The organism is uncultured Cetobacterium sp., assembly GCF_947039425.1.
Classification (GTDB): domain Bacteria; phylum Fusobacteriota; class Fusobacteriia; order Fusobacteriales; family Fusobacteriaceae; genus Cetobacterium_A.
The window spans coordinates 1-13561 of record NZ_CAMQYW010000027.1 but is presented as its reverse complement, the minus strand read 5'-3'; the positions used below and the strand labels follow the sequence as shown (position 1 = coordinate 13561).

The 13561-nt window shown below is 27.8% G+C and carries 15 protein-coding genes; 1 reads left to right on the top strand and 14 read right to left on the bottom strand.

The window, feature by feature from the left end; genetic code table 11:
* From Q0V09_RS03225 to Q0V09_RS03185, 9 genes are all read right to left on the bottom strand, one after another.
* The coding region (locus Q0V09_RS03225) for a rubrerythrin family protein (protein ID WP_297487117.1) at positions 1 to 372 on the bottom strand (372 nt) is incomplete at its 3' end.
* A gap of 163 nt (positions 373 to 535) precedes the next feature.
* The gene (locus Q0V09_RS03220) at positions 536 to 1453 is read right to left on the bottom strand and encodes an ATPase (protein WP_297404660.1); all 918 of its coding nucleotides are present in this window, start codon (positions 1451 to 1453) and stop codon (positions 536 to 538) included.
* Entirely contained in the window at positions 1453 to 2487 is a 1035-nt protein-coding gene (locus Q0V09_RS03215; protein WP_297404658.1) for a rod shape-determining protein, read from the bottom strand. Before Q0V09_RS03215 ends, Q0V09_RS03220 begins: the two co-directional genes overlap by 1 nt.
* A gap of 13 nt (positions 2488 to 2500) precedes the next feature.
* Positions 2501 to 2872: a ribonuclease III domain-containing protein gene (locus Q0V09_RS03210; RefSeq protein WP_297404656.1), complete on the bottom strand. Its 372-nt coding sequence runs from the start codon at positions 2870 to 2872 to the stop codon at positions 2501 to 2503.
* A complete protein-coding gene (cysS, locus tag Q0V09_RS03205; RefSeq protein WP_297404654.1) occupies positions 2860 to 4284 on the bottom strand; it encodes a cysteine--tRNA ligase in 1425 nt (474 codons plus the stop codon). The genes Q0V09_RS03210 and cysS overlap by 13 nt, the downstream gene beginning before the upstream one ends.
* 8 nt (positions 4285 to 4292) lie before the next feature.
* Entirely contained in the window at positions 4293 to 5354 is a 1062-nt protein-coding gene (locus Q0V09_RS03200) for a hypothetical protein (protein ID WP_297404652.1), read from the bottom strand.
* 16 nt (positions 5355 to 5370) lie between these two features.
* Positions 5371 to 6192 carry a nitrilase-related carbon-nitrogen hydrolase gene (locus Q0V09_RS03195; protein ID WP_297404650.1) on the bottom strand — a complete coding sequence of 274 codons (822 nt, stop codon included), beginning with the start codon at positions 6190 to 6192 and terminating at the stop codon, positions 5371 to 5373.
* Positions 6193 to 6204: 12 nt separating this feature from the next.
* Positions 6205 to 6897 carry a 2-C-methyl-D-erythritol 4-phosphate cytidylyltransferase gene (gene ispD, locus Q0V09_RS03190; RefSeq protein WP_297404648.1) on the bottom strand — a complete coding sequence of 231 codons (693 nt, stop codon included), beginning with the start codon at positions 6895 to 6897 and terminating at the stop codon, positions 6205 to 6207.
* A complete protein-coding gene (locus Q0V09_RS03185) occupies positions 6873 to 9212 on the bottom strand; it encodes an endonuclease MutS2 (protein WP_297487114.1) in 2340 nt (779 codons plus the stop codon). The genes ispD and Q0V09_RS03185 overlap by 25 nt, the downstream gene beginning before the upstream one ends.
* Positions 9213 to 9368: 156 nt before the next feature.
* On the opposite strand from Q0V09_RS03185, the gene rpmB reads away from it, so the two are divergent.
* Positions 9369 to 9626 carry a 50S ribosomal protein L28 gene (gene rpmB, locus Q0V09_RS03180; protein ID WP_297404644.1) on the top strand — a complete coding sequence of 86 codons (258 nt, stop codon included), beginning with the start codon at positions 9369 to 9371 and terminating at the stop codon, positions 9624 to 9626.
* A gap of 123 nt (positions 9627 to 9749) precedes the next feature.
* On the opposite strand, the gene rpsR is transcribed toward rpmB, so the two are convergent.
* The 5 genes from rpsR to Q0V09_RS03155 all read right to left on the bottom strand — a co-directional run bounded on the left by rpsR (position 9750) and on the right by Q0V09_RS03155 (position 13504).
* Positions 9750 to 9968: a 30S ribosomal protein S18 gene (gene rpsR / locus Q0V09_RS03175; protein ID WP_297404642.1), complete on the bottom strand. Its 219-nt coding sequence runs from the start codon at positions 9966 to 9968 to the stop codon at positions 9750 to 9752.
* 52 nt (positions 9969 to 10020) lie between these two features.
* The gene (gene rpsF, locus Q0V09_RS03170) at positions 10021 to 10305 is read right to left on the bottom strand and encodes a 30S ribosomal protein S6 (protein WP_297404640.1); all 285 of its coding nucleotides are present in this window, start codon (positions 10303 to 10305) and stop codon (positions 10021 to 10023) included.
* Between the two features lie 115 nt (positions 10306 to 10420).
* Complete coding sequence (gene ftsZ, locus Q0V09_RS03165) at positions 10421 to 11491, bottom strand: cell division protein FtsZ (protein WP_297404639.1); 1071 nt, start codon at positions 11489 to 11491, stop codon at positions 10421 to 10423.
* 20 nt (positions 11492 to 11511) lie between these two features.
* Positions 11512 to 12822, bottom strand: a complete 1311-nt coding sequence (ftsA, locus tag Q0V09_RS03160) for a cell division protein FtsA (protein ID WP_297404637.1) — start codon at positions 12820 to 12822, stop codon at positions 11512 to 11514.
* On the bottom strand, positions 12812 to 13504 hold the full coding sequence (locus tag Q0V09_RS03155; protein ID WP_297404635.1) for a cell division protein FtsQ/DivIB: 693 nt from the start codon (positions 13502 to 13504) through the stop codon (positions 12812 to 12814). The genes ftsA and Q0V09_RS03155 overlap by 11 nt, the downstream gene beginning before the upstream one ends.
* Between the last annotated feature and the right edge of the window lie 57 nt (positions 13505 to 13561).

Genomic DNA, 13561 nt, shown 5'->3' with positions numbered 1-13561 from the left:
TGTTTCATGAGTTTTTTCTATTTTTCCTACAGCTTCAAAAAGATTAGCTAAATCGTCAAATCCCTCTTCTTTTGCTGTTTTAGCAAATCCTGCATACATACTAGTCCATTCATAATTTTCACCAGCTGCTGCTTCTTTTAAATTTTCTAAAGTTGATTTTATTGATCCACCTTCTAAATATTTAAACCAAATCTTAGCATGTTGCTCTTCATTATGAGCTGTTTCTTCAAATATTCTTGAAATTTGAACAAATCCATCTTTTTTAGCTTGGCTTGAAAAATAAGTATATTTATTTCTAGCCATTGATTCTCCTGCAAAAGCTTCCCATAAATTCTTCTCTGTCTGTGTTCCTTTAAAATCTTTAATTGCCATGTTATTTTCCTCCTGTAGAAAATTCTAATATCATTTTCTGTAGTGTGCTTAACTACAAGACAATATTACTCCTACTTATAAAATAAGTCAACAAGAAATTTATCTTTTTCCTTTTTTAGAACACTTGCATTCCAATAAAAAAGCACCTGTAATTTAGGTACTTTTAAATTTTATTAAAAAATATCGTTAAATAATTTTTTAAATTTATTGGTGTTTTTATTATATTTTTTATTTCTAATATCTCTTCTAATTTTTTACTTTTTTTATCAATTAAATTAATAGAATAATCTAATATAAGTTTAATATCTTCTCTATTTCCACTATTTTTTAAAATTTCTTCTATAAAATAACTTTTATCTACTAATGTTAAATACTCTCTAATGTTCATAAAATCTCTAATGTTTTTATATATTTCAACTTTATATATTAAATCCTCTGTATCTAACCATTTTTTTAAATTTTCTCCAATATTTTCATATGAAGATACTTCCTCTAAATCTATATCTGTTCTTTCTTTAAATTTTTCAATCTCAAGTGCTTTCCCTTGAAAAAAACTATATTCATCAAGAGAAACTTCTAAATCTTCTTTTGTTTGAGATTTTATATTTATTAAAATACTTCTAGATTTTATAGTGGGTAAAATATTTAAACTTCCTGATAGTAAAATAAAGAAACTTCCATCATTAGGTTCTTCTATCATTTTCAATAGTGCATTGGCCGCTTCTTTTCTCATCTTTTCTATATTATTAATAATATATATTTTATTTTTACCTTCATATGATGTTATTGAATCTTTATACGCAAGAGCTCTTATACTGTCAACTTTTATTCCTGAAGGATCTTCTAGTATTTCTAAATCACCATGAGTTTCACTTTCAATTCTTATACAATTTTCACATTTTCCACAAAAATCATTTTTTAATTCTGAACAATTTAATCCCTTTGCAAAAGCTTTTGCAAATCTTTTTAAAAGTCCATTATCAACTCCATAAAATAGATATGTTCCTGCTTTTCTATTAAAATCCAACTCTTTTTGTAAAAATTCTTTTACTAAATCATTAGACACAATATCTTTAAACATTATCTTTCTGCCTTTTCTATTTTTCTTAAAATATTAATTTGTTCAAGAGCCATTCCCGCACCTTTAACAACACTTTCTAAAGGATTATCTGCTATTTTCACATTTAAAGATGTGTGTTTAGCTATCAACTCTGGGAAGCATCTTATTAAAGATCCCCCTCCAGCCATAACTATTCCTCTATCAATAATATCTGCTGCTAATTCTGGTGGAGTTTTTTCTAAAACATCTTTAACACAAGTTACAATTTCCATAAGAGAATCCATAATAGCCTCTCTTATTTCTTCTGATCCAACTGTTACTGATTTTGGTAATCCAGTTATCAAATCTCTTCCTTTAATTGTCATAATCTCTTCTTCTTCTAAAGGAATTGCTGTTCCTATTTGCATTTTTATACTTTCTGCTGTCCTATCTCCAATTAAAAGTGTATGTGTTTTTTTTATATATTTTATAATATCCATATCAAAGTTATTTCCAGCAGTTCGTATAGTTTTACTTACAACTGTTCCACCTAAAGATATTACAGCTACGTCTGTAGATCCACCGCCAATATCTACAATCATATTTCCTTCTGGTGCTGAAATATCTATTCCTGATCCAAGTGCTGCTGCTCTTGCTTCCTCTATTAAATATGCTTTTTTTGCTCCTGCTGATAAAGTTGCTTCAAGCACAGCTCTTTTTTCTACTCCTGTTACATCAATAGGTACACAAATCATAACCTCTGGCATAAACATAGAGAATTTACCAAAAGATTTTTTTATAAAATATTTTATCATTGCTTCAGTTATTTCATAATCAGCAATTACTCCCTCACTTAAAGGCTTTACAGCAACAATAGAATCAGGAGTTTTACCTAACATATTTTTTGCTTCATTTCCAACAGCTAATACCTTTCTACTCTCTCTTTCAACAGCAACAACTGAAGGCTCATTTAGTATTATTTTTCCATGCTTTCTACTATATACTAATGTATTTGCTGTTCCTAAATCTATTCCTATACTTCTGCTAAACCCAGGTAACTTTAACTTAAATCCCACCAGATATCACTCCTTATCCTATGTTTTTTTCTATTATATTTTGTATTTCATCAATTTTTCCCTCTGTATATAATGCTCCTATTAAAGCTTCAAAAGCTGTTGCTTCTTTATATTCCATTACTGTACAAGATTTCGGAAAAGTTTTTATATTACTATTTTTTGATCTATTTACCAATGCTAATTGTTCCTCACTTAAAGTATCCATTATATTTTTTAAATATTTACTTTGAGCCTTTGCATTTACATGCTCTTTTACTAATTTGTTTAAGTTTCTAATATTATATCCTTTATTTATGAAAAATGTTCTTACGGAAAGTTCCCAAACACCATCCCCTAAATAAGCTAATACTAATCCATTAGCTTCTTTTAAATTTAAATTGACCATGTTGTTTTATCCTTCCCATCTTTTAATTTTATTCCCATTCCTTGTAATCTATCTCTAACTTTATCTGAAAAATCCCAATCTTTATTATCCCTAGCTTCTCTTCTTAATTCTAATAGAAACTCAACTAACTCACTAGTCATATTTCCAACTTGTACTTCCACTTTTAAAAGAACTCCAAGTACATCTTCCATCACTGTTCTTATATACTCTATAGTTTCCTCTATTATTTCTAATCCTTTAGCTGATATTTTTTCCTCATCTAAAGCTTTATTTAAGTCTTTTACAATTTCAAATATAGCTCCAATTCCTCCAGCAGTATTAAAATCTTCATCCATAACCTTTATAAATTTATCTTTTGTATTTTCTAAACTTTCTTTTAAACTTTCTAAATTTTCACCCTCATTAGAAACTTTTTCTGCTAATCTTTCTTTTGCTCTTGAAATAGCATTTTCTATTCTTTCAAGACCTGATTTACTTTGAATTAATTCATTATCAGAAAAATCAATAGGTTTTCTATAATGTGCACTTAGTATAAAGAATCTTATTACTCTTCCTTCAAAATTCTCTAAAACTTCTCTTAATAAAAAGAAATTTCCTAAAGATTTTGACATCTTTTCACCCTTTATATTAATATATCCATTATGTATCCAATATCTTGCAAACTCTCCACCTGTTCCACATTTTGATTGAGCTATTTCATTTTCATGATGTGGGAATATTAGGTCTTGACCTCCGCCGTGAATATCAAATGTTGATCCTAAATATTTATTAGACATTGCTGAACACTCTATATGCCATCCTGGTCTACCTTTTCCCCAAGGAGAGTTCCAATAAGGTTCTCCATCTTTTGCTTTTTTCCAAAGAGCAAAATCAAGTGGATTTCTTTTGATTTCTGATATATTTATTCTAGCTCCACTTTGTAAGTCATCAATACTTTGTCCTGATAACTCTCCATACTCTTTTTTATAATTTTCAATATTAAAATAAACATCTCCTTGAGATTCATAAGCGTAATCTTTTTCTATTAATGTTTTTATAATTTTTATCATTTCTCCAATATTCTCAGTTGCCTTTGGTCTTATCATTCCCTCTTCTTTTAAGTTAACCTTTGAAGTATCCTCAAAATATGCATCTATATATTTCTTAGCTATATCTTGGAGAGTTACTCCCTCTTCATTAGCTTTTTTTATCATTTTATCATCTACATCTGTAAAGTTTTGAACATATTTAACTTTATATCCTCTAAACTCAAAATATCTTCTTACTGTATCAAAGAATATTGCCGGTCTTGAATTTCCAATATGTATATAGTTGTATACTGTGGGACCACATACATACATAGAAACTTCTCCTGCTTTTAGTGGTTTAAACTCTTCTAGTTCACCTTTCAAGGTGTTGTATATCTTTATCATGGCTCCTCCTATTTTATCTCTTTTAACATTTTAATTACTACCGATTTATTTGTTGTTCCTTTTATAGTCAATTTATTTTCATTTGCAATTCCAACTAATTTCAACTTAGCTACACTATCTATTTTAGATATTTTTACATCTATATCTCCATATAAAAATTGATTATCCTTTATTGTAGTTTTTTCAAAATCTTTTCCTACATGTCCTATTAAATTCTTAGAACTATTTATATATACCTTAGAAAAAATATCATCTAACATACTATTTCTAAAAAAATAATTTAAAAAAAAGAAAAAAGATCTTAACTCATTTTCTCTAGAGGTTCTTAAATAGAGTCTATTTCTTTTTAAAGTTCTTTCTCCGCTTAATCCATCATCAGTTATTTTATTAAAACTTTTAATTATATCATTTTCTCCACCTATTATTGATTTAAAAATAATATCTTTCTTTTCTACATCTCCTGTTAAAACTAATTCGTTAAATCCACCCAATGGATTTTTCCCTAAATTTACAACCACTATTCCCAAGTTATTTTTAGAATCTCTATTTAATATTTTAATAAAATCTAAACTTATATATTTTTCATTTCTTAAAATTTCTTCAATATCTTTAATTCTTCTAGCTATTAAAAAGTTTCCTCTTTCCTCTCTTAAAAACAGAGATGTTCCTTTTAAATACTTATCACTATATTCTTTTTTTAATTCATAAAATTCTTCTCTTTTATCAAAATATTTAGTTATCTCAAAAGAAAATATAGGATATAAATATCCAAAATTCAAAATACCAACAGGATTTTTCTTTCTAGAAACAAAATTACTATCTGAAATTATATATAATCCTTTTAAATGTTTTAATATTTTTTTTATTTTACCATCAACAGGAATATCTGACTTTTCCATCAATTGAATTACTTCATTAAAATTATCTGTATCTATAGATTCATTAATATATGCTAAATTCACTCTATTATTTAGATAAACTCTAGGATTTTCTTTACTTTTATAAAAAAATATTGATAACCCAACAAAACAGATAAAAACTACCAAAGTAAACTTTGTCTTTTTATTCATGGCTCTCCTCTTCATTCTATCTATTCTGTTTAATTCTGTTTAACTCATTTAAAACTAAGTCGAGTTTTACATTTTTACCTGATCCAGCAACTCTTGCTTTTGACAATTCTTTAAACTCTATAGAAACAACTGCTCCATCCTCTTCCAAAACTTTAAGTTTTTTTATAATTTCTCCATTTGGATTAATAGCAAAACTTCCACCCCAAAAAGTAACTCCATCTTCTACTCCTACTCTGTTCGATACTATCCAAAAATTAGTATTACTTACTGTTGAAGCTTTTCCTATTGATTCCCATATATTTTGTATCTCTATCCCTTTATCACTCATTCTCAACGGACTATTAGCAAGTACATAGATAATATTTGCTCCGTCTTCACTTAGTATATATGAACTTGTTAAATGAAATACATCTTCACATATTAACATTCCAACTTTCCCATATTTAGTTTCAAAGGCTCTAATCCTAGTTCCCTCTTTAAAATATCTACCTTCATCAAATAATCCATAAGTAGGCAAATAAATTTTCCTATGAGTATGTTTTACCTCTCCATCTTCTAAATAAAATGCTGAGTTATAGTAATAATAATCTTCTCCTAATTCTACCGCACCAAATATTATTGATATGTCCTTTGATAACTCAAGCAACTCATTAGGTACCTTACTTATAGCAACATCATAAACCATCTCTTCTAAAAGATACCCTGTTAAAGATAATTCCGGAAAAATAACAACTTCATTCTTCTCTTCTATCTGTTTTTTTATAATTTCAATCATTAACTCTAAGTTTTTTGACACATTTCCTAAATATGGCTTTATCTGTGCTAAAAAAATCTTCATATTTCCTCCATTCTAAAGATATTTCAAATCTTCCACTGTTGTTATTTTTATATTATCATAATCTCCAAGTAAAAGTTTTATTTCCTCTCCAATTCTTTCCACTAAAGAGGAATCATCAGTTCCTAAATAAATATCTTCTTCTGCTTTTTTATATGCTCTTTTTAATATATCTCCTCTAAAAGTTTGAGGAGTATGTATTGCAAATAATTCATCTCTTTTAGGAGTAGATTCCACTACTCCTAAAGAGTTTATTTTTTTTATTGTATCTTTAACGGGAACCCCTACAACAACTCCTGCAATATCCTTATTTTTATTTAATATTTCTATTGATTCTTTAAAATATCTTTCTTTTAAAAATGGTCTTACTCCATCTTGCACTGATATTATCGAATCTTCTGAACATAAATCCAAAGCTTTCTTTATAGAATGTTGTCTTTCAGAACCACCTTCAATAACTTTAATTACTTTTTTAAACTTATGCTCTTTACACTCATTTTTTATGCTTTCTATAAAATCTTTCCCTGTAACAATTATAATTTCTTTTACAAAAATTGATTTTTCAGCAACTTCCAATGATTTTATATATAAAGCTTTTCCATCAATCTTTAAAAATTGTTTAGGATAATCCAGCCCCATCCTTTTTCCAACACCCGCGGCTGCAAGTATTAACGTTACATTTTTTACTTCAGTGTCACCACTGTACATCCCAATCCTCCTTCATTATGTCCACCTGTTCTATAATCTTTTACATATCTAGATGTTCTTAAAAATTCCATAATTCCAGTTCTTAATGCTCCAGTTCCCTTTCCATGAATAACATATATCTCACTATACCCATTCATTAAGGCTCTATCCATATATGTTTCTAACTCATATATTCCCTCATCAACTAATTTCCCTCTTAAATCAATCTCTGATTTAACTCTAGTTTTTGTGTGAGCATTTATTGGTCTATACTCTTTTTTCTTAGCCTCTTTAACTACTTTTACATCATCCATCGATATTTCAAGTTTTAAAATCCCTGCTTGGATATTTAAAGTTTCTTTATTTAAATTAATTTTATTAACTATTGCAAATTGATTAATACTATTTACAAAAATTCTATCTCCAGCTTTATATTCTATTTTTCTAGCAACTTTAGCTTTCGATTTAACAGTTTCTATTTTTTCTTCTTGTAAAGATGTTCTAAGCATATTTAAACTTTTTTGAACAGATTTCATATCATCTTTAGTGTTATCTTCTTTTTGGATTTTATTAACTAAAGCTGCTGCTTTATTTTGCATTTCACTCATCATTTTATCAGCTTTTTCATAAGCAGATTTTAAAATTTGATTTTTTTCTTTTTCTAAAACTCTTAGTTTCTCTTCATATTCCTCTTTATCATTTTTAGCTTTTAATTTTAATTCTTCTACTTCTTCTTGCATTTTTTCAAGTTCCAATGATCTATCTTTTATATTTAAAATCATTTTTTCTACTTTTTTATCTTCATCACTAATGTAAGTTTTAGCTCTTTCTATAATTTGCTCAGATACTCCAAGTCTTTTTGCAATTGTTAATGCATTACTTTCTCCTGGTACTCCTAAAAGAAACTTATATGTAGGAGACAGCGTTTCTACATTAAACTCCATTGATGCTGTTTCAATATCCTCTTCATTATATCCATAAGCCTTAACTTCACTATAGTGAGTACTCACAAGAGATTTACATTTTTTATCTTTTAAGAAATCTAACACTGCCATTGCAAAAGCTGATCCCTCCATTGGATCTGTTCCTGAACCTAATTCATCCAAAAGAACTAACGAAGCTTTTGTTACATTTGTTAAAATTTCTTGAATGTTTTTTAAATGTGCTGAGAATGATGATAATGATTGTTCTATACTTTGCTCATCACCAATATCTGCATATACTCCATTAAAAAATCCAATGCTTGTTTTATCATCCGCTGGAATTGGTATTCCTGATAATGCCATTAATGTTAAAAGTCCTGCTGTTTTTAAAGCAACTGTTTTCCCACCTGTATTCGGTCCTGTTATAAGAAGTGTATTATACTTTCTTCCTATTTCAAAAGTTAAAGGAACTACCACTTTTGGATCAATAAAGGGGTGTCTTGCATTTACAAGTGAAACCATCTCTTTATTATTTATTTCAACTATTGAACATTTTTTATCTAATCCATATTGAGATTTTCCATTTAACATATCTAAATACATTATAGCTGATCCTATCTCATCTAATACCTCTGTATTTAATCTAACTTGATCAGAAAGTCTAAGTAATATCTTTCTAATTTCCTCTCTTTCTCTAACTTCTAATTCTCTCATTTTATTATTTAAAGAAACTATTGATATTGGCTCAATAAACACTGTTGACCCACTTGATGATCTATCATGCTCTATTCCTTTTAAAACCCCTTTAAAATCAGTTTTAACAGGTATTACGCTTCTTCCATCTCTTGTTGTTATAATCTTTTCCTGAATAGCCTTTGAATAATTAGGATTTGAAAATATTTCATCAAATTTTCTTTTAATATTCGCCACCATATTTTTTTTCTGATTTCTTAATTCTCTAATCTCTATTGAAGCATCATCTTTTATATTTTTATCTGGATCAATAGCTTTATTTATTAAATCCTCTATATTTTTTAAAGTAGGAATATTCGCAAATCTATTTTTTAATTCTTTATATTTATCTAATCCTTCTAATCTACCTTTAAATATTCTAAAAAGTCTAATATTAATATTCAGTGCCCATAAATCTTCTGTATCTAAATAAATTCCCATTAATTGAGCTCTTTTTGTTATATTTGTAATATCTAACATTCCATTAGATTCAAAACCACCATCGAACTTTAAAAAATCCATAAAATCATTTACTATCTCAAGCTCTCTTCTTAAAGAGTTTACCTCTTTAAAAGGTTCTAGATGTAATACATTATTATGATTTTCTTCTATTGCCATATATTGTGCCAACTCTTCTCTCAGTTTTTTAAATTCTAAAACTTTATAACTGTGAATATTCATCATTCATCACCTTTTTCTTTTATTTTTCCTTATTATTATACCATATTTAATTTTATTTATAAACTATTCCCAACAATTTTAAAAAATCACTTGAATTTTTCTTTACAGAATGGTATAATTATTTGCATGTTTATAATGAAAGCGAGGTGTAATAGAATGCAAAGATGTGAAATTACTGGAAAAGGAATTACTTTCGGATGTCAAGTTTCTCACTCACATAGAGTAAGTAACAGAATCTGGAGACCAAATCTTCAAACAACTAAAATCATAATCAACGGTGTTGCTGTTAAAGTTAAAGTTTGTACTAAAACTCTTAAATCTTTAAAAGGTTCTAACGAAGTTGAAATTATGCAAATTCTTAAGGCTAATGCAGATACTTTAAGTGCTAGACTTAGCAAAATATTAAGCAAATAATGCCTAATAAAAAAAGACAGCTTATTTAAAAGCATGTCTTTTTTTTATTTTTGTAAATAAATTTGAAATTTATTTACAAAAAAGAAAAAAGAGGTTGAAGATTAATCTTCAACCTCATATTTTTTACTTCTCTACTCTTGTATATGGTACAAGTGCAATGTTTCTTGCTCTTTTAATAGCTTTAGCTATCTTTCTTTGTAACTTAGCGTTAGCTCCAGTTACTCTAGAAGGATTGATTCTTCCTTTATCAGAAATAAATCTTTTTAAAAGATCTACATTTTTATAATCGATCTCTTCAGCTTTAACTCTTAATTTAGCTCTTCTTCTTCTGAATTCTGCCATTTTGATAACCTCCTTATTTGAGAATAAACGTAAACGTTTTCCTTAGTTTTAATTAGTCAATTTTAACAGTCATGTATCTCATAACTTCTTCAGTTATGTTAAGTCTTGACTCAACTTCAGTTAACTTAGTACCGTCCATCTCTAAAGTAGTTAGTACGTAGAATCCTGTTTTCTTCTTATCGATAGGATAAGCAAGTTTTCTCTCTCCCCACTTTTCAGATTTAAGGATAGTTGCTCCAGCGTTAGTTAATATAGTATTAACTTTAGCTATTACTGCTTCTCTTCCCTCTTCTAATATAGTTGGGTTGATGATGAACATTAATTCATACTTTTTCATTTTATTACCTCCTCCCTATGGTTTTAGCCCAAAATACGCACAAAAATGCTCTTATGATTTTGAGCAGGGTATTATTTATAATATCATAAAATAAATAAATTTACAAGTTTTTGTTTTAGTTACTCTTACCAGCTCTAATCCATGGAGGTAGGTCTAAATCATCTCTAATATCATTAGATTCCTCTATTTTTACTGTTTCTGGCTTTTTCTCTACATTTATAAAAGATTCAGTTTTTTCAGTTTCATCCCCAAAACTATTTGCTATTATTGTTACTTGAATTTTATCTCCATAAGATTCATCAGCAGTAATTCCAAACATGATATCTTCTGCTGTTTTTCCAGCAGCTTCTTTAACTATATTTGCAATTGCCTGTGCTTCCATTAATCCTAAATTAGATGATCCAGCTATGTTTATAAGAACTTTACTAGCTCCCATAATTGATTTTTCAAGTAAAGGTGAAGATAATGCTTTTTCTGTAGCTTTAGCAACTCTATTTTCTCCCTCTCCCTCTCCAAATCCTAAAACAGCCACTCCAGAATTTAACATTGTAGCTTTAATATCAGCAAAGTCTAAGTTAATTAATCCTCTACCTATCATTAAATCTGCAATCCCTTTAATTCCTATTTTTAGAATATTATTTGCTTCTTTAAAAGAGTTTTGTAAAGTTATTGTTTTTTCAGGTAATTCAAATAATTTATCATTTGGTATTATAACTAAAGAGTCAACATGTTTTTCTAAGTTAGCTAATCCTATATCTGCATTTTGCTTTCTTTTTTTTCCTTCAAATGAAAAAGGTCTAGTTACTATTCCTATTGTTAATACACCTAATTCTTTTGCTATTTTTGCAATAACTGGAGCAGAACCTGTACCTGTTCCTCCACCCATTCCTGCAGTTATAAATAACATATCTGTTTCTTCTAATAAGCTTCTTAATTTTTCAACATCTTCTTCTGCTGCTTGCTTCCCCACTTCTGGATCTGCACCTGCTCCAAGCCCTCTTGTTAATTTTTCTCCCAATTGAACTCTAATATCAGCTAGAGAGTTATTTAAATCTTGAGCATCTGTATTTGCTGCAATATATTCAACTCCTAACACTCCTGCTGCTATCATATCATTTAAAGCATTTCCTCCTGCTCCTCCTGCTCCTATTACCTTTATCTTCACTTCACATTCATTATTAAACATATTTTCACAACTCCCTTGTCTTATATAAAATTAGAAATCCATTTTTTTATTTTATGTATTGCCCCTGTTGTTTCTTCTTCTTCTTTTTCAAAATCCTCTTCAAAGTCCTCTTGTAAAAATATAGTATCTATTTTTTCTTGTGATACAATATGTTCCTCTACAACTTCTTCTTTTTCCACAACTACTTTATCTTCTTCTACTATTTTCTCATTTCTCTTTTTAAATTCATACTCTAATTTATTTAATAGTATCCCTATAACTGTTGACATTGAAGGATTTACATTTTCAAGCCCTCTCATTGGAAAAGGAGATACCTTTCTAACAGCACATTCCATTTTATTTCCAACCTTACTAAATATTTCATCAATAGCTACTGCTCCACCAGTAAAAGCAAGTCCCTTTCCTAAATAACCATTAAATCCAGATTCTTCTATTGTTTTATTTATAAAAGATATTAAGTCTCCTGTTCTTGCATCAATAATATTTTTTATATCATCAATCTTGAACTCTTTTTCTCCAACTTTTATAACACCATTTGAATACTCTTTTTTTCTTAGTTTTTCTAAAATCTCTTTTGCCTCTTTTTTAGGTATTTGCTTCAAATAACTAATATCATTAATAAAGTGCATTCCACCAATAGATAAAGATTTTGTATATATTATTTTGTCATTTTTATAAATTGCAATATCCGTTGCTCCCTCTCCTATATCAATTAAGGCAACTCCCATTTGCTTATCCTCTTGATCTAAAGTTGCTTTAGCTGATGCTGACGCATTTAAATATATATCCTCAACTTCTAATCCAACCTTATTCACAACTTCTATCATTTTCTCTATTTCAGATTTCTTAATAGTTATTAAATGAATATCTCCTTGAATATTTTTCCCCACTTGCCCAATTGGATTTTTTAATATTCCCGAACTATTCACTCTTACATTATAAGCCTCTTGTTCTATTACAACTTCATCTTCACTTAATAAACTCCTCTTAACTTCATCTATTAAATTATACATATCTTTTGCTGTTATCTCTTTTTCTTCAAAATCTAATGTAGCATGATCTGTTTTCGATACTATTCTATCACTACTAATTCCTAAAGATACTTTGAAAAAATCTTTAGCATTTCTTTCCTGTAATTCATTCAATGCTTTTTTTAGGCTTTTTTCTAAAAGATCAGAATCTTCTACTATAGATCTTTTTATTCCTTCACTTTGAACTTCAACATAGTCTAAAACTTTTAATTTTAGTCCTTCTGTACTTAACTCTCCTAAAATCAATTTTATTTTTGCGTTTCCAATGTCCAAAGCTAATTTTACTATATTATCTTGCATTATTCCCCTCCTCCTCTTTTATAAAAATATCCTTAAATCTAGCATCTATATATTCTATTTTTTCATTCTTTTTTAATTCATTATATAAATTCATAACTATCTTATATTTATCTCTTGTCACATTTATATTTGTTTTTATTCTTGTTCCATCTACTAACACTAAACAAACTAAATTTTTATTAATCACATATATTTGAGATATTTCATCTAAAAAATCTAAATCTTTAATTTTTTCCAAAATCAATATTAGTCTATCTTTATTTTTAGAATCTTTCAAATTTAATATTGGCATACTTTGTTTAGGATACTCGTCTATCCTTCCAAAAACAACTCCATCTTTAGACATTGTATATAATTTATCTTTATACTGTACATAAAATTCACTTTTTCTTTCTTCTACGTCAATTTTAATTTTATTTATGTTTTTTTTCTCAATATTAATATTTTCTATTCTTACATCTTTTAATAGTTTTTCTTTCAATTCTTTCAAATCAATATTGTTTATATTTTTACCTAAAAGTTCTTGTTTTACTTTTTCTAAATCTATAGACAATGTTGGGGATGTTTGAGAAATAACAACTTGAGATATATTAAAAATTGATTTGTTTTTAAACTCACTTTCTAATTTTATAATTAGAAAAGTTAGTGACATTATTATAGCAACTTTAAATATTTTTTTCAAGATTCTCTCCCCTTTTTACAATTATAAATCTACACTTTCAACCATAAACTTTGTTAA